Consider the following 23233-nt stretch of genomic DNA (forward strand, 5'->3'; position numbering starts at 1 on the left):
ACCTAATTTAAATCAAATGATGAATAAGTGAAAATTGAAAGGAACGATAATAATGAGAGCAAATCCAGGTAATATGGCCGGTATGATGCGTAAGATGCAAAAAATGCAAAAAGAAATGCAAAAGGAACAAGCTGAATTAGAAGCACGTGAATTCACAGCAACTTCAAGTGATGATCTTGTTCAAGTAACAATGACGGGTGATCGCCACATCACTGATTTAACTATTGATCCAAAAGTGATCGATCCAGAAGATCCAGAAATGTTACAAGATTTAATGATTCAGGCTGTTAATCAAGTATTGAAAGATATTGACACAACCACTGAAAAAACCATGGGTAAATATACTCGTGGCTTAATGTAAAAGTGTGATTTCCATGCAATATCCAGAAGCAATTGCTAAATTAATCGAAAGTTACATGAAATTACCAGGAATTGGTAGTAAAACAGCGACCCGCTTAGCATTCTTTACGATTGATATGGATGAAGAAGACGTTAAAGAATTTGCGGAGAGCTTATTAGCTGCTAAGCGCGATCTTCACTATTGCTCGATTTGCGGTAATATTACAGATGAAGATCCGTGTGAGATTTGTCGTGATGCTAATCGTGACCAATCTAAAATTTTGGTTGTTGAACAGCCTAAAGATATTATGGCGTTAGAAAAAATGAACGACTATCAGGGCCTTTATCACGTTTTACATGGTGTGTTATCACCAATGGACGGTAAAGGGCCAGAGGATTTAAACATTGCACCACTAATTAAACGTCTGCAAAAATCAGAGGTTAACGAGGTAATCATTGCCACAAATGCTTCACCAGAAGGTGAGTCAACGGCAATGTATTTAGCGCGTTTAATTAAACCAGCAGGTATTAAAGTGACTCGCTTAGCACATGGTCTCTCTGTTGGTTCTGATATTGAATATGCAGATGAAATGACCTTACAACGCGCGGTTGAAGGTCGTCAAGAAATGTAATATGTGTCCAAGGTCTAACTGATAAATCTGAGAATGCGATTTAGTCAGGAATTGATGGCCTTGTTGGTACGCTGGGGGATAAAGAATGTCTGGTATTTTTATTTCATTTGAAGGGCCTGATGGCGCTGGTAAGACCACCGTCATTGAGGCTTTACTTAAAAAAATCGCCACGATTACCAACAAAGAAGTACTGGTAACGCGTGAACCTGGCGGTAGTGAAATTGCCGAAGAGATTCGCCAATTAATTCTTGATCCTAAACATACAGAAATGGATGATTGGACGGAAGCTTTGCTTTATGCAGCCTCACGACGCCAACATTTAATCGAAGTGATTCAACCTGCTTTAGCAGCTGATCAGATTGTGCTCTGTGATCGTTATGTAGACAGCTCAATTGCTTATCAAGGTAATGGTCGTCAATTAGGGATGGAAAAGGTTAAGCAATTAAACGACTTTGCTATTCAAGGTCAGTTACCACAGTTAACGTTGTATCTTGATGTACCTGTTGAAATCGGCTTACAACGCGTTAAAAAACTGGGAGCAGGGTTTGATCGTTTAGAGGGCCAAGAATTAGCTTTTCATCAAAGAGTACGTGAGGCTTATTTGAAGTTAGTCGAAGAAAACGAAGATCGTATTGCGTTGGTTGATGCGACTCAACCAATTGATGACGTCGTGGCTAAGTGTTTCGCAAAAATTCAACAACTGGTAAAATAAAGGCAGGAGGTACTAATTATGAAATTAATTCTCGCAATCGTTCAAGATAAAGATGCTAATATTTTAAGTAACGAATTTATTGATGCCAATATTAGAGCAACGAAATTATCAACGACTGGTGGTTTTTTAAAGTCAGGAAATACGACTTTCATTATTGGTATTGAAGATGATCGCGTTGAGGAAGTGATGTCGATCATTAAACAAACGTCCCATGCTCGGCAACAGTTTATTACACCACCAGCTAACCTTGATCCAATGGGTGATAGTACCATGCCTTATCCGATTGAAGTTCAAGTTGGCGGCGCCACTGTTTTTGTCATGCCCGTTGATGAGTTCCATCATTTCTAAGGCCGGCTGAAAATTTGAAAGCAAGCTTAGAAACCTTAGAACAACATTTTGCCACAGTAATTGCAGCTAATGAATTAAGTCATGCCTACTTATTCGTTGGTGCTACAAACTCGGGAAAAATGACGTTGGCTCAATGGATAGCCCAACGTCTATTTTGTACAAATGTCAAAGATGGCCAGCCTTGTGGTGAGTGTGCTGAATGCCGCCGAATTGAAGAAGGCAATAATCCTGATTACTTAGTGATTCAACGAGCAACACGAACAATCGGGGTTGATGAAATTCGCGGTTTAAAACAAGAACTCTCTAAGAGCGGTCTTGAAGGCCGTCAACGTGTCTTTGTGATTCAAGATGCTGATAAAATGACGCCGGCGGCAGCTAATTCTTTGTTGAAATTCTTAGAAGAACCAGCGAGTCAAGTCGTGATTATCTTAACGACTACGCGGTTGGCCAGAATTTTACCGACAATTCAATCACGCCTACAAATTGTTACGCTACAATCACCAACCTTGGCTACTCGCGAACAGGCGATTCAGCAATTGGGTGTCGATTCAACTTTCAGTCACGTCTTAAGTACCACCCAATTTTCACTTGAAGATATTCAAGGCTGGTTAGAACAAGTTGATGCAGTGCAGCTCCAACAAACGTTTTGGCGCTGGTTAACGCAAATTTTAGCGCGTAAAGATTCGGCTTTTACATTGGTCCAGACGCAAATTTTGTCGACTTTTAAAGAACAGAAACTACAACAGTTGCTACCAGACCTATTGTTGGCGGCGCTTAGTGATTTATTTACTGTAAAATTTGCACTTAATCGACCTTTGAATTGGACTAACCAACAAGAAAATTTACAGCAGTTTGCTAATCAATTCTCTACCCAACAGGTGACTGCTTTATTAGAGATTGTTTTAGGACTGCGAAGTATGCAAGAGGCTAATGTCAGCTTTCAAAATGTGCTTGAATATACGACGTTACGTCTATTAGTTGTTTTAGCCTAATAGACTGGCGAGTGTTCAAGCGATGATTTGTGTTACAAACTAAAAATAATTTGTCGATTTTTAGATTCATTTTAAAGAGGTAAATTGCGCATGAATCAAGATCCGTTTACAGATTTTCAACGCTTAGCGACGGAAGCAGACAGCCTAGCGCGCGATTTAAATGCTTTTCGGCAAGAATTAAATCGCGTACTAGAACAAAACGCAGAGCTAATGATTGAAAATAAACATTTAAGAGGTCGCTTGGATCAACTTTCTGGTCAAAATAAGCAAATTGATAAGCCAGAAATGTTGCCATCGCGCCGTAATCTAGAAAAGTTATACGATTCTGGTTTTCACATCTGTAATGAAATGTATGGTGCGCGCCGTGAAAATAATGAACCTTGTGCCTTTTGCACGAGTATTATTTATGGCAACGGTGATCGCACGAGTTCACGAGTATAAAAGGGGGCCTGTTCGTTGCAAATTCAAAAGAGTTTTGCAGCTGCTGATCAAGGCACTCTTTTTTTGGTGCCAACGCCGATTGGTAATCTTGATGATATGACAATGCGGTCAATTAAAACTTTACAAGAAGTGGATTTAATTGCTGCTGAAGATACCCGTAATACGGGTAAGTTATTGGCTTATTTTAAAATTGAAACACCACAAATAAGTTTTCATGAGCACAACACACAACAACGGATTCCTGAACTGTTGGCTAAGTTAACAGCTGGGGTCTCCATTGCCCAAGTATCTGATGCGGGGATGCCATCAATTTCTGATCCTGGTAAGGAGTTAGTTAAAGCAGCAATAGCGGCAGACATTGCGGTTGTCCCATTACCAGGTGCTAATGCTGGATTAACGGCACTTATTGCTTCAGGAATTGAACCACAACCATTTTATTTTTATGGTTTTTTGCCACGGAAAAATAAAGAATTACAAGTTGCCTTGCAGCAATTGGCACAACGACCAGAAACAGTGATTCTCTATGAATCACCACATCATTTACAGCGAACACTAGCTGATTTAGCATCTGTTTTTGGTAACGATCGGCCAATTTGTTTAGGACGAGAATTAACTAAACTTCACGAATCATTTGAGCGGGGAACAATTGGGGAATTAATCGCTTGGTATAGTGAACATGATCCTCGTGGTGAATACGTGATTGTTATCAGTGGCCATGTTGCTGAGCCAACGGAACTGGCCGAATTAAGTGATCAAGCCATTATTGATAAAGTGACGGCTTTAATTGAACAAGGCAAAAAGCCTAATGCCGCGATTAAAATAGTGGCGCAAGAGTTACAACGATCACGTCAAGATATCTATGCAATTTATCATCAATTATCAAAATGATTTGATTTAATTTTTAAATTAATAAAGGAGTATCAAACATGTCGGTTCAAGATTATTCAGAAACATTCACCGTGCCCTTTTACGAATGTGATGCCGCCGGAACTTTGCATTTATCAGCATTAATGAACCATTTGGTGCTTTGTTCAGAACAACAATTAACGTCGTTAGACGTTGGTCCCAAATTTATGTTGAGTTTAGGAATGGGTTGGGTTACCACCCAATATCAGATTGAAATTACCCGTTTACCACAACTTCACGAACAAGTTCGCGTCGTCACTCGCGCCACACAGTACAACAAGTTTTTCTGTTATCGTGATTTTTGGTTGTATGACGATCAAGATAACGAACTTGCTTTTGTGCGTAGTGTCTGGGTAGTAATCAGTTTTGCCACGCGTAAAATGGTTCATTTGCCTGAAGTATTAACAGCTAAAATTGCTTCGGAATTCAAACCTGAAGTTGTGCGTTTCCCAAGAATCCCTAAGGTGGACTGGACAAAAGCTGATAATTTAAATAAAGTCTTCCGAGTTCGTTACTTCGATATTGATACGAATCATCATGTTAATAATGCTCATTATTTTGATTGGATGCTGGACAGTTTGCCATTAGCGTTTTTGAAGTCGCATACGGTTAAATCAATGTCGATTAAATATGACAATGAAGTAACTTACGGCGATGAAATCGTTAGTCGGGCGCAACTAAATGAGTTAACTAGTCATCATCAAATACGTAATGGTGAACAATTAGCTGCTGAAGCAACCATTACTTGGCAATAATTCATTAATAAGACAGATTACTTGTGGTCTGATGTCAAAAGTAATATCATCATTAATATTCGGAGTAGGCGACTAAGCGTTAAGTGCTGATGGAACGGAATGTGAACGTCAGACAAAGGGATTTCCCGCGATTTAGTTGCCGCATTCGCCGCAATAGCAATATCGTGGCGCTCCAAAAAAAGGAGTGGTCGAAATGAATAGTATTACAAAACGCCAGTCGTCATTAACGCGGTTGGTTTTTCTGGCAATTCTCATTGCTGTTCGCTTAGTGGTGGGACGTTTTTCTTTTGGTACGAGTTATTTACAACTTAGTGCAACGTTTTTAATCAGTGCCTTAATTGGTTACTGGTATGGTCCCTTATATGCAGGAATTGCTGGTGGGATTAGCGATATTTTAAGTGCCTCGCTATTTCCTAATGGTCCATTTAACCCAGCCTTTACAATCGTGGCGATTCTTAGCGGTGTGTTGTATGGTTGGTTATTAGATCATCGGACCATGCCAACGATTAAGAAATGGCGGGTTTTAGCGATTTCATTAATCGTTAATTTAGGGATCAACCTAGTTTTAAATACGTGGTTACTTTATTGGATGTATAAAACACCATTTTGGCCATTGTTCATGACGCGGTTGCCTAAAGAGCTGATTATGATTCCTATTTATTATTTAGGTATTTACTATATTCTTCAAGTTAGCGAACGACTACATTTAACAGAGCGTTTAACTTAAGTTACTTAATAATTCTAGCAATTAATCGTGTACGTTTTTCAAAGGTACGCGATTTTTTATTTTGTGGTAGAATGTTTTTATTATCTAATAGAAAGAGGCGTTGTTGTTGTTAACCCTCGCACTAGACACATCTGCGATTCCCTTGAGTGTTGCAGTCATTAATGATGGTCAACCTTTGGCCACAATTCAAACTTCACGTCAAAAAAATCATAGTGTGACACTGATGCCAGCTATTGCTGAAGCCTTAAAATTGGCGCAAGTGACAATTGAAGCTATCGATCAATTGATTGTTGCAGCAGGTCCGGGATCTTATACCGGGGTTCGAATTGCTGTCACAACGGCTAAAACGTTAGCTTGGACATTGAACAAGCCAGTTTATGCTGTTTCTAGTTTGGCTGCTTTAACTTTACCTTGGCGTCAAAACGAAGGAGCATTGATTATTCCTTTGATTGATGCTAGACGGAATCATTTTTTTGCTGGCTGTTATCAATGGCAAGCTGGTCAATTACACCAAATCGCCAGTGACGCTTATTTAGATCGAACTGAAATTGTTGATCAAATTAAGCAAAACGCCACTAAACAAATTTTCTTTGGTGGTCAAATCACAGTAGAACAACAAACTTTTTTCACAGAACAATTAAGTGAGAAGACTTGTCATTTTGCAAGCGGTAGTGAAACCTTACCGCTGGCTGGCGAATTTAGTCAGCTGATTATCAATCAAGAACCAGTGGCAGATTTGGATCATTTTGTTCCAACTTATTTACGAAAAACTGAAGCGGAAGTTAATTGGTTAGCGCAACATCCTCACGAGGAATCTGATCATTATGTTGAACAAGTTTAAAAGTTTCTTTCAACCAACAGTTAAAGAAAGGGTCAGTATTGACCAGTTCAATGCCGCCGATCTTGATCACCAAGGTGTTACTTATCAATTGCGGCGTTTAAGATCAGCAGATTTGGATCAACTCATGGCAATTCAACGAGACGTTTATCAAGGTCAAGCTCCTTGGAATCGCCTGGTCTTTTTAAATGAGGTCAATAAACGCGACCGTCACTTATATGTTGGCTTATTTACACCAGCTGATGAATTAATTGGCTTCATTGGTGCTTGGTACAATGATCTAGAATTGCATGTTACCAACGTTGCGATTCGACAACGCTGGCAAAATAATGGCTTAGGCAAACAACTGATGCTGTTTATGATTAACCAAGCTCGTCAAGCCAATTGTTCGATTGTGACACTTGAAGCCAAAGTTTCTAACGTGCAAGCGCAACATTTATATCATCAACTGGGATTTGTTGACCGCAAGATTAAAAAAAATTACTATACCGCTGATCATGAGGATGCTGTCTCAATGGCATTACTTTTGGTCGATTAATTGGTGTGTTCAAAAAAGTAGAGTGAATAAATTGATAAATAAACAACGTGAACTTATTTTAGCATTTGAGAGTAGTTGTGATGAAACCAGTGTTGCAGTTATTGAAAATGGTCATCGGATTTTAAGCAACATTATTGCAACGCAAATTAAAAGTCACCAACGCTTTGGCGGGGTTGTTCCTGAAGTAGCTAGCCGTCACCATGTTGAACAAGTTTTAAACTGTACGAAATTAGCAATGGCAGAAGCTGAAGTCGATTATGAAGATTTAACAGCTGTTGCTGTCACTTATGGTCCAGGCTTAGTCGGCTCATTGTTAATTGGGATCTGTGCGGCTAAAGCTATCTCATTTGCTCACCATTTGCCGCTGATTCCCGTTAATCACTTGGCAGGACATATTTATGCGGCACAATTAATAACGCCGCTAAGCTATCCTTTTATGGCCTTAGTCGTCTCTGGCGGCCATACTGAGTTAGTTTTAGTTAATGAACCTAATGAGTATCAATTATTAGGGGAGACGCGTGATGATGCTGCTGGTGAAGCCTATGACAAGATTGGCCGTGTCTTAGGGATTACTTATCCTGCTGGCAAAGAAGTTGATGCTTTAGCTCATCAAGGGCAGGATACCTTTAATTTTCCTCGAGCAATGTTAGATGAAGATAATTTAGACTTTAGTTTTAGTGGGTTAAAGAGTGCCTTCATCAATACCGTACATCATGCTGATCAATTAGGTGAAACATTAGACCGCAAAGATTTAGCCGCTAGCTTTCAAGCTAGTGTTAGTGATGTGTTGGTTGGTAAAACCATGCGCGCTCTTGCGGAACACCCTGTTAAGCAATTGGTGGTTGCTGGTGGTGTTGCCGCTAATCAAGGACTGCGGGAGAAGTTAACTGCAACCTTAGCAATAGAACAGCCAGCAATTGAACTTATTATTCCGCCATTACGCTTATGTGGGGATAATGCCGCAATGATTGGAGCTGCAGCTTCAGTTCAATTAGCAACGAAGGCACCATTTGCTGATTTGTCTTTAAATGCGGTCCCTAGTTTAGACTTAGTTTAATGAATAGGACGTTTGTCAACGCGAGTGAAATTCGTTGGTAAAGGTCCTATTTTTTTGGCTTAAAAAAGCGCGTTCAATTAATTGAGGGAACGTTCTCATTTTTGATGATAAAAGATTGACAGCGCCACCAAATTGAGCTATGCTTTTCATATATTGAAAGCGATTAATACTTTCATGTAAACATTAAAGGAGCGTTTTTACAATGGCTGAAAAAACAATTATGTTAGTATGTAGTGCTGGTATGTCTACTAGTTTATTAGTTACAAAAATGCAAAAAGCTGCAGAAGCAAAAGGAATCGATGCAAAGATCTTTGCAACTGCTGCTGGCGATGCTGATAACGCCTTATCACAAAATGATGTTGATGTTTTATTGCTTGGACCACAAGTTCGTTTCATGTTGAGCCAATTCCAACAAAAACTTGCTGACAAGAATATTCCTGTTGAAGTTATCGACATGCGCGCTTATGGCATGATGGATGGCGAATCTGTTTTAGGTCAAGCTGAAAAGTTAATGGCCTAATTAAACTTAATAAAAAACTGTCTGAGAAATTTTCTCAGACAGTTTTTTTATTATTTTAAATAGTCACGCACTAATTAGGTTAAGCTTTCTAGTTCTTCTGATGCTTGCAACCAAAGCGCTTCTACTTCTTCTTGTTGTTGTTCATTTTTTTCTAATTCAGCTTGTAAATCTGCTAATTTTTGGAAATCATTAAGCACTTCAGGTTGGGTCATAGCTAATTGAATACGATCGTTTTCAGCACCTAACTCATTCAATTGTTTCTCAGCACTTTCAACGGCACGTTTAACTTTACGAATTTCTTTTTGCTTATTTTTATCCGCGATAAAGGCCGCTTGGTTATCACTAATGGGTTCTGTCTGTTTTGGCGATTCAGTTGTTGATGTTTCAGCGCGTTTTTCTAAATAGAAATCGTAATTACCAGCATAGAGGTGACTGCCATTAGCATCAATATCAACCACCATTTCAGCTAAACTATTAATAAAGTAACGGTCATGGGAAACAAAAATTAACGTCCCTGCAAAGTTAGCTAAAGCTTCTTCCAAAACTTCTTTACTTTGAATATCTAAGTGGTTAGTAGGTTCGTCCATGATTAAAACATTTCGTTTTTCCATAGCCAGTTTAGTTAAAAGTAATCGTGCTTTTTCACCACCGGAAAGCTGGTGAACGACTTTTTGTACATCATCACCACGAAACAGGAAACTACCCAATACGTTACGAATTTGTTGTTCTGGTAACAGTGGGTGTTCGTCCCAAATGGTATCTAAAACGGTCTTTTTAGGATCAAGTTGATCTTGGTTCTGATCGTAGTAACCAATAGCAACGTTAGCACCAAATTTAAACGTACCAGCTAAAGCGGGAATTTCACCAAGCAATGTCTTAATCAAAGTTGACTTACCAATCCCATTAGCACCAATAATAGCCACGCGTTGCTGTTTACGAACATCAAAGGTAATCGGTCGCGACATCACTTCATCATAACCAACGGCCAAATCTTTGACCATTAAAACTTCCTTACCTGTCTCTTCGGTAATCTCAAAACGGAAATGAGCTGACTGTTCAGCATTTTTCGGCTTTTCCAAGCGAACCATTTTGTCCAATTGTTTTTGACGCGCTTGAGCACGCTTTGTGGTGGAAGCACGGCTTAAATTTTTGTCGACAAAAGTTTGTAATTTCTTAATCTCAGTTTGCTGCATTTCGTATTCTTTTTCAGCATGTTTAAGTTCAGCTGCAGCCTGCTCGAGATAATTCGTGTAATTGCCCCGATAATGTTTTAATTGATGACGAGAGAGGGCGTAGATCTCTTTAGTAACGTGATCTAAGAAGTATTGGTCATGAGAAACTGTTAGTAGTGCGCCAGGATAGCCTTGTAGGTAATTTTCTAACCAGTTTAACGTTTCAATATCAAGGTGGTTAGTGGGCTCATCCAAAATTAAAATATCAGGTTTTTGCAATAAAATTTTGGCTAAGGCCAAACGAGAACGTTCGCCACCAGATAATGACGCCACTGACATCTGATAAGTTTCTTCAGGAAATTGAAAACCATTCAAAACTGTTTTAATTTCTGTTTCATAACTGTAGCCATTTTGGGCCTTAAAAGTTGTTTGTAAAGTATCATAATTAGCAAGTAAGCTAGCATCGGTCGGATGATCAATGAGTTGTAATTCAATATCTTTAAGTTGCTGCGCCATTTTTTGCAAGTCAGTGAAGACCGTTAACATTTCTGCGTAGACGGTCTTACTTGAGTCAAGGCCGCTATTCTGGGCCAAATAGCCTAAGGTAATGCCCTTATTCATGACGATTTGACCTTGGTCAGGTGGATCAATCTCGGCAATAATCCGTAATAGGGTTGATTTGCCAGCGCCGTTTACGCCGACTAAACCAATTCGTGCATGATCTTGAACCTCAAGATTTACTTTATCAAAGAGCACTTCAGCACCAAAGAATCGGGCAACTTGCTGTGCTTGTAGAATAATCATAATAACCTCCAGAGCGATTTAATCTAAATTAATGAAAACTTAATTATTTTTAAAAATGTGATTTTCAAGTTGTATAATTGCGTCATTTGGGCAACAAGTGACTTTGCTTGAAAAAAATTCACGAAATAACTATGATACATAACATAAATATTGTTGTTTATTTACCGAAATTGTGGAATAATTCATAATGATAATTGACAGAACTATCGTACCAAATAAATTGTTTGAAAGTCTGAGGTGTTTCAGCAATGGCTGAAGTAAAGATTCCCAAAGCAACCGCTCGCCGGTTACCATTATACTATCGTTATCTGCAATTTTTGCATGATAGCGAAAAAACTAAATTCTCTTCTGCAGATTTATCTGAGGCAGTAAAAGTAGATAGTGCGACAATTCGTCGTGACTTTTCTTATTTTGGCGCATTAGGTAAGCGTGGCTATGGTTATGACGTTGAGTCATTATTAGCCTTCTTTAAACGCCTATTGAACCAAGATCGTCTAACCAATGTTGCGTTAATTGGTGTTGGTAATTTAGGTCATGCTTTATTGAACTATAATTTCCGCCAAACGAATAATATTCGAATTAGTGCAGCTTTTGATATTAACCCTGAAATTACAGGGACGATTCAAAGTGGTGTGCCTATTTATAAGATGGCTGAATTGAAAGATCAATTGGAACAACAACAGATTGATATCGTCATTTTGTCTGTTCCAATGGAACATGCCCAAGAAATTACGGATGAATTAGTTAAAATTGGCATTCGTGGTATTTTGAACTTTACACCAATCCGAGTTAATGTTCCAGAAGAAATTCGGGTTCACAATGTTGATCTTGCCAACGAATTACAAACCTTGATTTATTTCTTAGATAACTTCAAGGAAGATGGCAGTTTAATCAATCCATTAGCTAAAGAAAATTTAACAACAACTGATCTAAATGATTAGAATTGTGAAGAATGGTTTAACAGCCATTCTTTTTTTGTGCCCAAATACTGTGCGATTTGTCATAAAATCGCATATTAGCTTATTTGAAAGTTAGTAAAGCTAATGCCATGGTAATCCCATTGAATAAACCGTGAGCAATCATATTAACTTTAATTGAGCCAGTTCGTTTGTATAACCAACAAAGAACTAAGCCCAATGAGCAATAAACAATTAAATATTGGTTATCGTTATGAGCCAATCCGAATAACAACGCTGAAGTTAGCATGGCACCAGTTGGATTAATGATTTGACGACCAACACCATAGATTGCTTTGCGGAAAACTAACTCTTCCATAATCGGTGCTAAGACAACGCCGTAAACGATGAATAATGGGGCTTTATGAACAATCGTCAGAATCATTTGTGTGTTTTGTGAAGCAGTTGGTTGGCCAAATAAAATAATAATGGCTAATGAAGCTGTAATCTCGGCTGCATACATTAGTAACATACCGCCAATACCGTAAAGACTGGTGTCAGCTAGAGATATTTTTTGATCTAGCGTTAATTCTGCTTTGCGATCAGACTGACGATCATACCACAACATAAAAATAACACCGATCAAGGTGATGATCACTTGCCAATTAATAGCTGTTGTTCCCTTAAGGTTAAATACTAAGATGGCTACTGAGGGTAGAATCATAATGATGAGGTAGATAATTAAAATAGAGATGATTTTTGAGAGAGCTTTTTTATTTTTCATGAGCGTTCCTTTCTAAAAAACATATCCTTATCATATCAATTTTTAACCCATTTAAAAAGCACTGCCAATTAGTGAATTCACGATTATAGCAGGTGCCAATAAAATTATTGAAATCTAAAGGGTAAATACTTGCATTCATTTCCAATAATGTTATGATATTTCTTGTGGTTAGCACTTGGACATTAAGAGTGCTAAATTAATTAATAAAATTAAATGTTAACGGAGGGATTTTCTATGTTAAAACCTTTAGGAGATCGTATTATCGTAACTGTTGATAAGCAGGAAGAAGAAACCGTTGGCGGTATTGTCTTAGCCAGCAATGCAAAGGAAAAGCCTCAAACAGGTACTGTTGTTGCAATTGGTACCGGTCGGACAACTGATGATGGTAAAGTAATTCCTGTTTCAGTTAAAGAAGGTCAAACAGTAATGTTTGATAAGTATGCTGGTTCTGAAGTTAAATACGAGGGTGAAACTTATTTAGTCCTTCACGACAAAGATTTAATGGCAGTTGTTGACTAATTAGTTAACAAACCAGTTTCATCATCTCATTAAAGAATTGAACGATAAATCATTATTACATTGATATAAGGTGGGTTTTAAGATGGCAAAAGAAGTTAAGTTTTCTGAAGACGCACGTGCAGCAATGCTTCGTGGCGTTGATCAATTAGCAAATACAGTTAAAACAACATTAGGACCTAAAGGCCGCAACGTTGTCCTTGAAAAATCATATGGTTCACCAGAAATCACTAACGATGGTGTGACTATCGCTAAGGATATTGAATTAGAAGATCACTTTGAAAACATGGGTGCTAAATTAGTTGCCGAAGTTGCTTCAAAAACAAATGATATTGCCGGTGATGGTACAACTACTGCCACTGTTTTGGCACAATCAATTATTCGCGAAGGCATGAAGAACGTCACTGCCGGTGCTAACCCTGTCGGCATTCGTCGTGGTATCGAATTAGCTACTAACGCTGCTGTTGATGAATTACACAAGATCTCTCATAAAGTTGACGACAAAGCTCAAATTGCCCAAGTTGCTTCTGTATCTTCTGCTAGTGAAGAAGTTGGTAAGTTAATTGCTGACGCTATGGAAAAAGTTGGTCATGATGGTGTCATCACAATTGAAGAATCTAAAGGGATCGAAACTGACTTAAGCGTTGTTGAAGGTATGCAATTTGATCGTGGCTATTTGTCACAATACATGGTAACTGACAACGATAAGATGGAAGCTGACCTTGATAATCCATATATCTTAGTAACTGATAAGAAGATTTCTAACATTCAAGAAATTTTGCCAATGTTACAAGAAATCGTTCAACAAGGTAAGTCATTGTTAATCATTGCTGATGATGTTGACGGCGAAGCTTTACCAACACTTGTTTTGAACAAGATCCGTGGTACTTTCAACGTTGTTGCTGTTAAAGCTCCTGGCTTTGGCGATCGTCGTAAGGCTCAATTGGAAGATATTGCTATTTTAACTGGTGCCACAGTGATTACTGGTGACTTAGGTCTTGAATTGAAAGATACTAAGCTTGAACAATTAGGTCAAGCTGGTAAAGTTACAGTTACTAAAGACAACACAACAATTGTTGAAGGTGCTGGTGCTAAAGATGCTATCAGCGAACGTGTTGATTTAATCAAGAAACAAATTGCTGAAACAACTTCTGATTTTGATCGTGAAAAACTTCAAGAACGTTTAGCTAAATTAGCTGGTGGTGTTGCGGTTATTAATGTCGGCGCTGCTACTGAAACTGAATTAAAAGAACGTAAATATCGTATTGAAGATGCTTTGAATGCAACTCGTGCAGCTGTTGAAGAAGGCTACGTTGCCGGTGGTGGTACTGCCTTGGTTGACGTTATCCCTGCTGTTGCTAAGTTAAGCGAAGAAGGCGATGTTCAAACAGGTATCAATATTGTTTTACGTGCCTTAGAAGAACCAGTTCGTCAAATTGCTGAAAATGCTGGTCTTGAAGGTTCAGTTATTGTTAACCGTTTGAAAGAAGAAAAAGTTGAAATTGGCTACAACGCTGCTACTGATAAGTGGGAAAACATGGTTGAAGCTGGTATCATCGACCCAACTAAGGTAACTCGTTCAGCATTACAAAATGCTGCTAGTGTCGCTGCTTTGTTATTGACAACTGAAGCTGTTGTTGCTGACAAACCAGAACCAGAAAAACCTGAAGCTCCACAAATGCCAGGTGCTGGTATGGGCGGTATGATGTAGTCATTAAAACACATAAAGTTTCAAAAGAGTGAGACAATAGTTGCATTGTCTCATTCTTTTTTTATCACAACATGGTGAAATGCTGTGGCCAAAAAAGCAAGTTAAACTAACGAATTAAACAGGATCAACGTTCTTTTTTAGACGAGTTTTATTTACATTTTAGTGTAAATACGATAAGATAAATTGGTATGTAAAAAGAGAACGATACAAGATATCGGAGGTATATTTATGTCTGCCAAATGGGAAAAGAAGGGCACCAACGATGGTGAACTTACATTTGAAATTTCAATTAACAAAATTAACGAAGGTTTAGATGCAGCTTTTGCTCGCGTTAAGAAGAACTTAAGCGTACCTGGCTTCCGTAAAGGTAAGGTTTCTCGCCAAGTATTTAACAAGATGTACGGTGAAGCTTCATTATATGAAGATGCTTTGAACATTGTATTACCAGATGTTTATGAAGCAGCTATTGACGAAGCCGGTATCGAACCCGTTGATCAACCTGAAATCAGTGTCGAAAAGATGGATCCTAACGAACCTTGGGTACTTAAAGCTAAAGTTACCGTTAAACCAGAAGTCGTTTTAGGCGAATATAAAGGTTTGACTGTTCCTAAGCAAAATACTGAAGTAACTGATGCAGATGTTGACGCTGAATTAGAAAAACGTCGCGAACAACAAGCTGAATTAGTTCTTAAAGAAGACGGCGTTAGCGAAAAAGGTGACACTGTCACAATCGATTACAAAGGTACAGTTGACGGCGAGGCATTTGATGGTGGCGCTGCTGAAAACCACTCAATCGGAATTGGCTCTAACACATTCATCCCTGGCTTTGAAGATCAATTAATTGGTCACAAAGCTGGCGACGAATTTGATGTTGTTGTTACTTTCCCAGAAGATTACCAAGCTAAGGAACTTGCTGGTAAGGAAGCTACTTTTGCAACAACAATGCATGAAGTTAAGACTAAAGAATTACCTGAACTTGACGATGACTTTGCTAAAGACATCGACGAAGAAGTTGAAACTTTAATCGAATTAAAAGCTAAGACTAAAGAACAACTTGAAAAGAGCAAGAAAGAAGAAGCTGAAGCAGCCGTTCAAAATGCAGCTATCGACAAAGCTGTCGCTAACGCTGAAATCAAAGAATTACCACAAGCTATGATCGAATCTGAAGTTCATAACCAAATGGATCAATATTTAGGCAATATGCAACGCCAAGGCATCGATCCTAAGATGTACTATCAATTAACAGGTACAACTGAAGAAGATTTGCACAAGCAATTCGAAAATGATGCTGATCAACGCGTTCGCACTGACTTGGTACTTAATGCCATTGTCAAGGCTGAAGATATCGAACCTTCACAAGAAGAAATCGATCATGAAATTGATACATTGGCAGCTGACTACAACATGGAAAAAGATGCTGTACGCCAAGCTTTAACTGATGACATGTTGAAACATGATATTGGTATTAAGAAAGCCATTGATATCATTACTGATTCAGCTGTTCAAGAATAGTTATTTTTAATTGACTTAGTGAAAAGCAAGAGGGTTGGTAGCAAGCAATTGATACCAATCCTTTTTCTGTTCATTTTAAGTCGTTGTTGTTAAGATAAAAGTAGCGAACATTGTGCTGGCAACACTAATGAAAGTTAGCGTTACCAAGTTAATTACTTTACAGCACGGATAAGCTATGCTATCTTACTCATAAATTATGTTCAGCAAAGGTGGACAAAAAATGTTTGATAATATGCAGACCACTGGTACAGTTAAATGTTCATTCTGTGGCAAAACACAGGACCAAGTACAAAAGATCATTGCTGGCCCCGGTGTTTATATCTGTAATGAATGTATTGCTTTATGCCAAGATATTTTGGATGATGAATTGCGTGCTGACGCTGTTGAACAAAATGTCAAGGTACCAAAACCTCGTGAAATTCTTGATTTCTTAAATGAGTATGTGATTGGCCAAGGTGCGGCTAAAAAGGCACTCTCTGTTGCCGTTTATAATCATTACAAACGTGTTAATCACATGGCAATCGCTGAAGAAGGCGATACTGAATTACAAAAGAGTAATATTGCGTTAATTGGACCAACTGGTTCAGGTAAAACGTTCTTAGCACAAAGTTTAGCCCGGATTTTAAACGTGCCTTTCGCAATTGCCGATGCGACCACATTAACCGAAGCAGGCTATGTTGGCGAAGACGTTGAGAATATTCTCTTGAAGCTATTGCAGAACGCTGACTATGATGTTGAACGGGCTCAACGCGGGATTGTTTATATCGATGAAATTGATAAAATCGCTAAGAAGAGCGAGAATGTGTCAATTACACGTGATGTATCTGGCGAAGGGGTTCAACAAGCACTGTTAAAAATTCTTGAAGGTACAATTGCTAACGTGCCACCTCAGGGTGGGCGTAAGCATCCACAACAAGAATTTATTCAAATCGATACAACCAATATTCTCTTTATCGTTGGTGGTGCTTTTGACGGTATTGAAAACATTGTGCGTAATCGTTTAGGTGAACAAGTTATTGGATTTGGTTCTGCCGAAAATCGTCAAGAAGAATTTGATGCTGAACACGTTATGCAACAAATTATTCCTGAAGATTTGATGAAGTTCGGTATTATTCCCGAATTCATTGGTCGGATTCCTATTATTTCAGCATTGAATAAGTTAACAGAATCTGATTTAGTACAAATTTTGACGAAGCCTAAGAATGCGCTAGTTAAACAATATCAGAAGCTCATTTCACTTGACGGGGTTGAACTTGAATTCACAGAAGGTGCCTTACACGCAATTGCTCATGAAGCAATTGAGCGTGACACCGGTGCTCGTGGTTTACGTTCAATTATGGAAAGCGTCATGGAAGATACGATGTTTGAATTACCTGAAAAGGAAAATGTTGAAAAAGTAATTATTACTAAACCAGTCGTCGACGGCCGTCAAAAGCCAGAATTGGTTTTTGATAATAGCGAAAAAGCTTCGTAGGATGATTGTTGATTGGTGTGCTTCTTCGTACCAATGCAATGTGCTGTTGGAACGCTGTGGACACGAAGAAATATACTTTTAAACTACAAAATAAAAGTTGGGACTAAATGATAATTGTCCCAACTTTTTCTTAAGCACTATTTTAATTAATGAGGTGAATCATGAAGATTACAGATGCACAAATGTTAATCAGTGCTGTTGATGAGAAGCAATATCCTAAAGATGGCTTGCCAGAGATTGTTTTATCAGGCCGGTCAAATGTAGGTAAATCTTCTTTAATTAATAAACTTTTGCAACGCAAGAGTTTGGCGCGAACGTCAAGTTCTCCAGGTAAGACGCAAACCTTGAACTTTTATCAAGTTAATCATAAATTAAATTTGGTTGATGTGCCGGGTTATGGGTATGCGAAGGTTTCTAAGAAACAACGTGAGCAATTCGGGCAAATTATTGAGCATTATCTAACCAATCGACAAGAGTTAATGGGTGCGGTTATCTTAGTTGATTCGCGCCATGATCCTAGTGATGATGATGAATCAATGTATCATTATGTTGATTATTATGATTTACCGATTTTAGTTGTGGCCACCAAAATTGATAAGGTTACACATAATCATCGGGCCGGCAACTTACAACGGATTCGCAAGGTGTTACAAATGCCAAGTGATGCACCGTTAATTCCATTTAGTGCGATGACGGGTGAGGGAAGAGCTGAGATTTGGCAATGGATCTCTGAAACCAGTCAAACCAAAATTGAAGATTAAATAAAAATATCCTGTCATTAATTGTAATTCATTAATGACAGGATATTTTTTTAATTATTTTTCTGATTTATTTTCTTTTTTATTTGCGGCTTGATCAACTGAATCAAGAACCTCGGATTTTTTCTTATCTTCGGGCAAGGTTGCAAACTTATCAAAAAGACTGGTTAATTTATCATCACGTTTAATAGTAAGCGCCATTTGTTTCACCTGCCGATCTATTTGAGTGTATTTTAACATAAATTATTTTAATTGCCAAAATGTTGCTTGCCAGATTTACAGTAATAAGTATAAATATACAAAAACACAGCTAAATAATAATATATTTGTATATTTATAAATTATATGCTACAATTCTTTCATTAATAATGTAGGTGATAAAATGACGACAATTTTAGAAACACAACAACTCACGAAAAGTTTTGGCAACAATCAGATTTTAAAAGGAATCGATTCAAAGATTGAAAAAGGTGAAGTGATCGTGGTTATTGGTCCTTCAGGGAGTGGTAAGAGTACATATTTACGCTGTTTAAACTCTTTAGAAACCTCAACAAGTGGTACAGTTAGTTTCGAAGGCCAAGTGGTTAATCAACTTTCAGAAGAACAATTGGATAAAATCCGCGAGAAAATGGGGATGGTTTTCCAATCGTTCAATTTGTTTGCTAACTATTCCGTTTTACAAAATCTCAACTTGGCACCAATGTACGTTCAGGGAATTTCTGAAACTGAAGCAACTCAAAAAAGTAGAGCCTTGTTGGCACAAGTTGGTCTGGCAGATAAGGCCGATGCACAACCAACGAGTTTATCTGGTGGTCAGCAACAACGGGTGGCTATTGCCCGTGCGCTAGCCATGAATCCAGATGTGATGCTATTTGATGAACCAACTTCTGCACTTGATCCAGAAATGGTTGGCGAAGTTTTAAATGTTATTAAGGACTTGGCGCAAACAGGGATGACCATGGTTATTGTCACGCATGAAATGGGCTTTGCTAAAAACGTTGCCGATCAAGTTTGGTTCATGGACCAAGGTCAATTAATCGAAAAAGGAACGCCAGAACAAGTTTTTGATCATCCTCAAGAGGCTCGTACTAAAGACTTCTTATCTAAAATATTAGCGAGCTAATCAGGTCAGAATAGTTTATCTTTAACCATTTCTAAGCTACAATACTATGAGTGTATTGTAGCTTTTTGTGTGATTTGAGATAGACGGTGGTGTGACAATGAGTAAGGACAGTTACTTAATAGTTTGCTATCATGATGGATTAAATTCACCACCCATATTTAAAATAGGAGGCTAATTTTGACATCTGAACATATTGAACATAAATTGGCCTTGCTGCCAGATTTACCTGGTTGTTATTTGATGAAAAACATCAATGCGCAGATTATCTATGTTGGTAAGGCAAAAAACTTAAAAAATCGAGTCCGATCTTATTTTAAGAGTAGTCATACAGGTAAAACGGAGCGATTAGTTTCTGAAATTGTTGACTTTGAAACGATTATTACCAGTACGAATAAAGAAGCATTCCTCTTAGAAATTACTTTAATTCAAAAACATCAACCTTATTACAATATTCGTTTAAAACAAGGTACTGGCTATCCTTATATTAAAATTACCAATGAACGTGATCCGATGATTCAAATCACAGGTCAAATCAAAAAGGATGGCGCTTATTACTTTGGCCCCTATACTAATGTATATGCTGCCGAAGAAACGATGCATTTTATTCAGAAGGTTTATCCATTGCGTCGTTGTTCAGGTCATCTAGGTCGTCCTTGTTTGTATTATCATATGGGACAGTGTTTAGGTGCTTGTTTTAAAGAAGTGCCTGAAGCTGAGTATCAACGTCAAATTGAAAAAATCAAACGTTTTTTAAATGGCCATGTGGGAGCCATTAAGCGTCAGTTGACCAGTGAAATGGATACGGCTGCCCAAGAATTAAAATTTGAACGAGCGGCAGAATTACGCGATCAGTTGCATTATATTGAAGCAACCGTTGAAAAACAAAAGATCATTTCAACTGATAATACGCCGCGTGATATTATTGGTTACTATGTTGATAAAGGTTGGCTGTCTATTCAGATCTTCTTTATTCGACAAGCGCGTCTAATGAAACGTGAAAAGCGAATGATACCAATTGTCAGCACGCCTGAAGAAGAGTTAGCAACTTTCATCTTACAATTTTATAATCGTAAGAATAATGTGCTACCTAAAGAAATTCTGGTGCCCAAAACGATTGAAAAAGATGATTTGGCTGCAATTTTAAATGTGCCAGTGCGGACACCGAGCCGCGGACAAAAACGTGAATTATTAGAACTAGCGAATAAAAATGCCAAATTAGTTTTAGATGAAAAATTCCGACTACTAGAATTAGACGAACGGCAAACAATTGGCGCCCAAAATGAAATCTTAAATGCTTTGGGCCTGCCTAATGGTCATGTTTTAGTGGCGTTTGACCATTCACACATTCAAGGTGCTGATCCGGTGTCAGCAATGGTTAGTTTCTTTGACGGTCGGCCGGATAAAACCAATTATCGTAAGTACAAACTCAAAGGTGCTGTTGAGCATCAAGAGGGCGCTGATGAAGCTGCCAATACTCGCGAAGTGATTCGCCGTCGCTTTACCCGCTTGCTTAAAGAGAATAAACCTATGCCGGATTTAATTCTAATGGATGGTGGCATTATTGAAATGAATGCTGCCAAAGATGTTTTAGAGAACGAATTAAACTTGCAAGTTCCAGTTGCCGGTATGGTAAAAAACGACAAGCATAAAACCGCGCAATTGATCTATGGTGAAGAAGGAACACCTGTTGAGCTAGATCCGAAGTCACAAGGCTTCTATCTCTTACAGCGAATTCAAGATGAAGTTCATCGCTTTGCGATTACTTTTCATCGTCAGACTCATAATAAGAATAGCTTATCCTCACGTCTGGAAACAATTCAAGGGGTTGGACCTAAAACTAGAACTAAGTTGTTAAAACAATTTGGTTCCTTGAAAAAAATTAAAGAGGCGTCCTTAGAAGATATCGAGGCATTAGGTATTTCCAAAACAATTGCGCAAACAATTAAATTATCAATTCAATAAATTAAATTAAGCCGTGAAAACAGAGCGAATTTTCATTTTGTTTTCACGGCTTTTTATATTTAGCAAAGTAATTAATGAATAAAAATAACTTTTTAAAGAAAATACGTGCATAAATATTAAATATGTTGTATACTACTGCTATTATATTTTTAGGGGAAGTTATCAAAATGAAAACAAAAAAACATCATTTACTCATTTGGGTGCTGCTGTGTCTAACACTACTTGTCAGCAGTATCGCGATTGCTCCACAGCAAGAAACAGCGGCTGCTCCAAAAACAGATGCTAAATTAACAGCTATTAAAAAACGCGGTTATATGGTTTTAGGCGTTTCTGCCGATTATCCACCTTATGAATTTCATAAAACTATTAATGGTGAAGATAAAGTTGTCGGTTTTGATATTGATTTAGCGCGTCAAGTTGCTAAAGATATCGGTGTTGAATTACGGATTAAGGAACTGGGGTTTGATTCGTTATTAGGGAGCTTAAAGACTGGTAAAGTCGATATGATTGTCTCTGCGATGACACCTACACCTGAACGTGAAAAGGAAGTTGCTTTTTCACAACCATATTTAACCGTGGCGCAAAAAGTCATCGTTCGTAAAGGTGAAGAAAATAAATATCGCAGTGTTATGGCATTTAAAGGTCAAAAAGTCGGTGTCCAAAAGCAAACTACTCAAGAACAAACGGCTAAAGATGAATTAAGCGGGGCTAAGGTCGTTTCACTAGAAAAGGTCACAGATTTAATTTTAAATCTACAACAAAAGAAGTTAAATGCGGTTGTTGTAGAAGCACCAGTGGCCAACGCTTATGTTCAAACCAACAAAGCCTTAACCTTGGCTAACGTCAAATTTACCAACGCTGATTATGGTTGTGCGGTAGCTGTTGCTAAGGGTGCACCAGCTTACTTAGCTAACGTGAACAAAACAATCAAGACAGTTCAAAAAAATGGTCAGTTTGCTAAATGGCAAAAGACTGCTAATACTTTGATGTTTTCTAAACAGAATTTCTGGCAAGCCTATGGTAGTTATTTCCTCAAAGGCACGGGTATTACCATCGTACTAACGATTTTAGGTGTCTTCTTTGGTAGTTTATTGGGTACCTTGCTAGCATTGATGAAACGGGCTAAAAATAAGCTAATTAAAGGTATTGCCGTTGTTTACATTCAGTATTTCCGGGGAACACCGTTATTAGTTCAAGTGTTCATGATTTATTTTGGTACACAAGTCATTCACTTAAATGTTTCAGCCTTTGCCTCTGCTGCCTTAGCCTTATCCTTAAACTCTGGTGCTTATGTTTCTGAAGTTATTCGGTCAGGGATTCAATCGGTTGCTAAAGGCCAAAGCGAGGCTGCACGTTCATTAGGCTTATCAAGTAAGCAAACAATGCGGTTAGTCGTCTTACCACAAGCAGTTAAAACGATTTTACCCGCTTTAGGTAATGAATTTATCTCACTTTTGAAAGAATCAGCAATTGTCAGTGTGATAGGTGTTGGTGAATTAATGTTCCAAACGAGTGTCGTTCAAGGGTCAAGTTTCAAGCCATTCTTACCATTAGTGATTGCGTCTCTAATTTATTTTGCGCTAACTTTAATTCTGTCTTTAGTTTTGCGCGTATTTGAGAAAAACTAAAAACTGGTAAGCCTGAAAATGACGTACTTGATTAAAAGCGAATAACCTTGCTAGTCTGATCAGATATCTCAAGAATAGTTAGGCCTTC

Annotated in this window: 25 protein-coding genes and 1 riboswitch; of the genes, 22 read left to right on the forward strand and 3 right to left on the reverse strand. The window is 38.1% G+C overall.

Annotated features, from left to right (window positions below; all coding sequences use genetic code 11):
- Positions 1-52: 52 nt before the first annotated feature.
- The 13 genes from FC84_RS02260 (at position 53) to FC84_RS02320 (ending at position 8805) form a co-directional block, all read left to right on the forward strand.
- The gene (locus FC84_RS02260; protein WP_057754754.1) at positions 53-361 is read left to right on the forward strand and encodes a YbaB/EbfC family nucleoid-associated protein; all 309 of its coding nucleotides are present in this window, start codon (positions 53-55) and stop codon (positions 359-361) included.
- Positions 362-374: 13 nt separating this feature from the next.
- Entirely contained in the window at positions 375-971 is a 597-nt protein-coding gene (gene recR, locus FC84_RS02265; RefSeq protein WP_057754757.1) for a recombination mediator RecR, read from the forward strand.
- Positions 972-1056: 85 nt separating this feature from the next.
- Positions 1057-1683 (forward strand): dTMP kinase, encoded by a 627-nt coding sequence (gene tmk / locus FC84_RS02270; protein WP_057754761.1) that lies wholly within the window; start codon positions 1057-1059, stop codon positions 1681-1683.
- An 18-nt stretch (positions 1684-1701) separates the two neighbouring features.
- Positions 1702-2031 carry a cyclic-di-AMP receptor gene (locus FC84_RS02275; protein WP_057754763.1) on the forward strand — a complete coding sequence of 110 codons (330 nt, stop codon included), beginning with the start codon at positions 1702-1704 and terminating at the stop codon, positions 2029-2031.
- Between the two features lie 14 nt (positions 2032-2045).
- Positions 2046-3023, forward strand: a complete 978-nt coding sequence (gene holB / locus FC84_RS02280; RefSeq protein WP_057754767.1) for a DNA polymerase III subunit delta' — start codon at positions 2046-2048, stop codon at positions 3021-3023.
- A 90-nt stretch (positions 3024-3113) separates the two neighbouring features.
- The gene (locus FC84_RS02285) at positions 3114-3464 is read left to right on the forward strand and encodes a DNA replication initiation control protein YabA (RefSeq protein WP_057754770.1); all 351 of its coding nucleotides are present in this window, start codon (positions 3114-3116) and stop codon (positions 3462-3464) included.
- Between the two features lie 15 nt (positions 3465-3479).
- The gene (gene rsmI / locus FC84_RS02290) at positions 3480-4352 is read left to right on the forward strand and encodes a 16S rRNA (cytidine(1402)-2'-O)-methyltransferase (protein ID WP_057754773.1); all 873 of its coding nucleotides are present in this window, start codon (positions 3480-3482) and stop codon (positions 4350-4352) included.
- A 38-nt stretch (positions 4353-4390) separates the two neighbouring features.
- Positions 4391-5125, forward strand: a complete 735-nt coding sequence (locus FC84_RS02295) for an acyl-[acyl-carrier-protein] thioesterase (protein WP_057754775.1) — start codon at positions 4391-4393, stop codon at positions 5123-5125.
- A 58-nt stretch (positions 5126-5183) separates the two neighbouring features.
- Positions 5184-5278, forward strand: a riboswitch (THF riboswitch).
- Positions 5279-5318: 40 nt separating this feature from the next.
- Entirely contained in the window at positions 5319-5852 is a 534-nt protein-coding gene (locus FC84_RS02300; protein ID WP_057754778.1) for a folate family ECF transporter S component, read from the forward strand.
- 106 nt (positions 5853-5958) lie between these two features.
- Positions 5959-6693, forward strand: coding sequence for a tRNA (adenosine(37)-N6)-threonylcarbamoyltransferase complex dimerization subunit type 1 TsaB (gene tsaB, locus FC84_RS02305; RefSeq protein ID WP_057754781.1), 735 nt, complete (start codon positions 5959-5961; stop codon positions 6691-6693).
- The gene (rimI, locus tag FC84_RS02310; protein WP_057754782.1) at positions 6677-7228 is read left to right on the forward strand and encodes a ribosomal protein S18-alanine N-acetyltransferase; all 552 of its coding nucleotides are present in this window, start codon (positions 6677-6679) and stop codon (positions 7226-7228) included. The genes tsaB and rimI overlap by 17 nt, the downstream gene beginning before the upstream one ends.
- Before the next feature lie 34 nt (positions 7229-7262).
- Complete coding sequence (tsaD, locus tag FC84_RS02315; RefSeq protein WP_057756057.1) at positions 7263-8285, forward strand: tRNA (adenosine(37)-N6)-threonylcarbamoyltransferase complex transferase subunit TsaD; 1023 nt, start codon at positions 7263-7265, stop codon at positions 8283-8285.
- Positions 8286-8487: 202 nt separating this feature from the next.
- Positions 8488-8805: a PTS sugar transporter subunit IIB gene (locus tag FC84_RS02320; protein ID WP_057754786.1), complete on the forward strand. Its 318-nt coding sequence runs from the start codon at positions 8488-8490 to the stop codon at positions 8803-8805.
- 74 nt (positions 8806-8879) lie between these two features.
- Here FC84_RS02320 and FC84_RS02325 read toward each other — a convergent pair whose 3' ends face one another.
- Complete coding sequence (locus FC84_RS02325) at positions 8880-10781, reverse strand: ABC-F family ATP-binding cassette domain-containing protein (RefSeq protein ID WP_057754789.1); 1902 nt, start codon at positions 10779-10781, stop codon at positions 8880-8882.
- 248 nt (positions 10782-11029) lie between these two features.
- Here FC84_RS02325 and FC84_RS02330 point away from each other — a divergent pair, with 248 nt between their 5' ends.
- Positions 11030-11722 carry a redox-sensing transcriptional repressor Rex gene (locus tag FC84_RS02330; protein WP_057754792.1) on the forward strand — a complete coding sequence of 231 codons (693 nt, stop codon included), beginning with the start codon at positions 11030-11032 and terminating at the stop codon, positions 11720-11722.
- 79 nt (positions 11723-11801) lie between these two features.
- Here FC84_RS02330 and FC84_RS02335 read toward each other — a convergent pair whose 3' ends face one another.
- Complete coding sequence (locus tag FC84_RS02335) at positions 11802-12461, reverse strand: CPBP family intramembrane glutamic endopeptidase (protein ID WP_057754795.1); 660 nt, start codon at positions 12459-12461, stop codon at positions 11802-11804.
- 234 nt (positions 12462-12695) lie between these two features.
- On the opposite strand from FC84_RS02335, the gene groES reads away from it, so the two are divergent.
- The 5 genes from groES (at position 12696) to yihA (ending at position 18435) form a co-directional block, all read left to right on the forward strand.
- Positions 12696-12980, forward strand: a complete 285-nt coding sequence (gene groES, locus FC84_RS02340; RefSeq protein WP_057754798.1) for a co-chaperone GroES — start codon at positions 12696-12698, stop codon at positions 12978-12980.
- An 82-nt stretch (positions 12981-13062) separates the two neighbouring features.
- Positions 13063-14688, forward strand: coding sequence for a chaperonin GroEL (gene groL, locus FC84_RS02345; RefSeq protein ID WP_057754801.1), 1626 nt, complete (start codon positions 13063-13065; stop codon positions 14686-14688).
- Positions 14689-14916: 228 nt separating this feature from the next.
- Positions 14917-16200, forward strand: coding sequence for a trigger factor (gene tig, locus FC84_RS02350; protein ID WP_057754804.1), 1284 nt, complete (start codon positions 14917-14919; stop codon positions 16198-16200).
- 220 nt (positions 16201-16420) lie between these two features.
- The gene (gene clpX / locus FC84_RS02355; RefSeq protein WP_057754807.1) at positions 16421-17674 is read left to right on the forward strand and encodes an ATP-dependent Clp protease ATP-binding subunit ClpX; all 1254 of its coding nucleotides are present in this window, start codon (positions 16421-16423) and stop codon (positions 17672-17674) included.
- A gap of 161 nt (positions 17675-17835) precedes the next feature.
- Positions 17836-18435, forward strand: coding sequence for a ribosome biogenesis GTP-binding protein YihA/YsxC (gene yihA / locus FC84_RS02360; RefSeq protein WP_057754810.1), 600 nt, complete (start codon positions 17836-17838; stop codon positions 18433-18435).
- Between the two features lie 54 nt (positions 18436-18489).
- Here yihA and FC84_RS09020 read toward each other — a convergent pair whose 3' ends face one another.
- Entirely contained in the window at positions 18490-18633 is a 144-nt protein-coding gene (locus FC84_RS09020; RefSeq protein ID WP_164477386.1) for an SPJ_0845 family protein, read from the reverse strand.
- A gap of 181 nt (positions 18634-18814) precedes the next feature.
- On the opposite strand from FC84_RS09020, the gene FC84_RS02365 reads away from it, so the two are divergent.
- From FC84_RS02365 to FC84_RS02375, 3 genes are all read left to right on the forward strand, one after another.
- Positions 18815-19555, forward strand: coding sequence for an amino acid ABC transporter ATP-binding protein (locus FC84_RS02365; protein WP_057754813.1), 741 nt, complete (start codon positions 18815-18817; stop codon positions 19553-19555).
- A 177-nt stretch (positions 19556-19732) separates the two neighbouring features.
- The gene (gene uvrC, locus FC84_RS02370; RefSeq protein ID WP_057754816.1) at positions 19733-21517 is read left to right on the forward strand and encodes an excinuclease ABC subunit UvrC; all 1785 of its coding nucleotides are present in this window, start codon (positions 19733-19735) and stop codon (positions 21515-21517) included.
- A 167-nt stretch (positions 21518-21684) separates the two neighbouring features.
- Positions 21685-23145, forward strand: coding sequence for an ABC transporter permease subunit (locus FC84_RS02375; protein ID WP_057754819.1), 1461 nt, complete (start codon positions 21685-21687; stop codon positions 23143-23145).
- Positions 23146-23233 lie beyond the last annotated feature (88 nt).

Origin of the sequence: Lapidilactobacillus dextrinicus DSM 20335 (genome assembly GCF_001436095.1) — a bacterium.
GTDB classification, from domain to species: Bacteria; Bacillota; Bacilli; order Lactobacillales; family Lactobacillaceae; genus Lapidilactobacillus; species Lapidilactobacillus dextrinicus.

Bases quoted from the DNA above. Each gene is read 5' to 3' on its own strand.
- tmk (WP_057754761.1), top strand. From the start codon at position 1,057: ATGTCTGGTATTTTTATTTCATTTGAAGGGCCTGATGGCGCTGGTAAG.
- FC84_RS02320 (WP_057754786.1), top strand. From the start codon at position 8,488: ATGGCTGAAAAAACAATTATGTTAGTATGTAGTGCTGGTATGTCTACT.
- FC84_RS02330 (WP_057754792.1), top strand. From the start codon at position 11,030: ATGGCTGAAGTAAAGATTCCCAAAGCAACCGCTCGCCGGTTACCATTA.
- FC84_RS02275 (WP_057754763.1), top strand. From the start codon at position 1,702: ATGAAATTAATTCTCGCAATCGTTCAAGATAAAGATGCTAATATTTTA.
- FC84_RS09020 (WP_164477386.1), bottom strand. From the start codon at position 18,633: ATGGCGCTTACTATTAAACGTGATGATAAATTAACCAGTCTTTTTGAT.
- clpX (WP_057754807.1), top strand. From the start codon at position 16,421: ATGTTTGATAATATGCAGACCACTGGTACAGTTAAATGTTCATTCTGT.
- groL (WP_057754801.1), top strand. From the start codon at position 13,063: ATGGCAAAAGAAGTTAAGTTTTCTGAAGACGCACGTGCAGCAATGCTT.
- FC84_RS02300 (WP_057754778.1), top strand. From the start codon at position 5,319: ATGAATAGTATTACAAAACGCCAGTCGTCATTAACGCGGTTGGTTTTT.
- FC84_RS02325 (WP_057754789.1), bottom strand. From the start codon at position 10,781: ATGATTATTCTACAAGCACAGCAAGTTGCCCGATTCTTTGGTGCTGAA.
- groES (WP_057754798.1), top strand. From the start codon at position 12,696: ATGTTAAAACCTTTAGGAGATCGTATTATCGTAACTGTTGATAAGCAG.
- rimI (WP_057754782.1), top strand. From the start codon at position 6,677: ATGTTGAACAAGTTTAAAAGTTTCTTTCAACCAACAGTTAAAGAAAGG.
- FC84_RS02260 (WP_057754754.1), top strand. From the start codon at position 53: ATGAGAGCAAATCCAGGTAATATGGCCGGTATGATGCGTAAGATGCAA.
- yihA (WP_057754810.1), top strand. From the start codon at position 17,836: ATGAAGATTACAGATGCACAAATGTTAATCAGTGCTGTTGATGAGAAG.
- FC84_RS02295 (WP_057754775.1), top strand. From the start codon at position 4,391: ATGTCGGTTCAAGATTATTCAGAAACATTCACCGTGCCCTTTTACGAA.
- FC84_RS02335 (WP_057754795.1), bottom strand. From the start codon at position 12,461: ATGAAAAATAAAAAAGCTCTCTCAAAAATCATCTCTATTTTAATTATC.
- FC84_RS02285 (WP_057754770.1), top strand. From the start codon at position 3,114: ATGAATCAAGATCCGTTTACAGATTTTCAACGCTTAGCGACGGAAGCA.
- FC84_RS02365 (WP_057754813.1), top strand. From the start codon at position 18,815: ATGACGACAATTTTAGAAACACAACAACTCACGAAAAGTTTTGGCAAC.
- FC84_RS02375 (WP_057754819.1), top strand. From the start codon at position 21,685: ATGAAAACAAAAAAACATCATTTACTCATTTGGGTGCTGCTGTGTCTA.
- tig (WP_057754804.1), top strand. From the start codon at position 14,917: ATGTCTGCCAAATGGGAAAAGAAGGGCACCAACGATGGTGAACTTACA.
- recR (WP_057754757.1), top strand. From the start codon at position 375: ATGCAATATCCAGAAGCAATTGCTAAATTAATCGAAAGTTACATGAAA.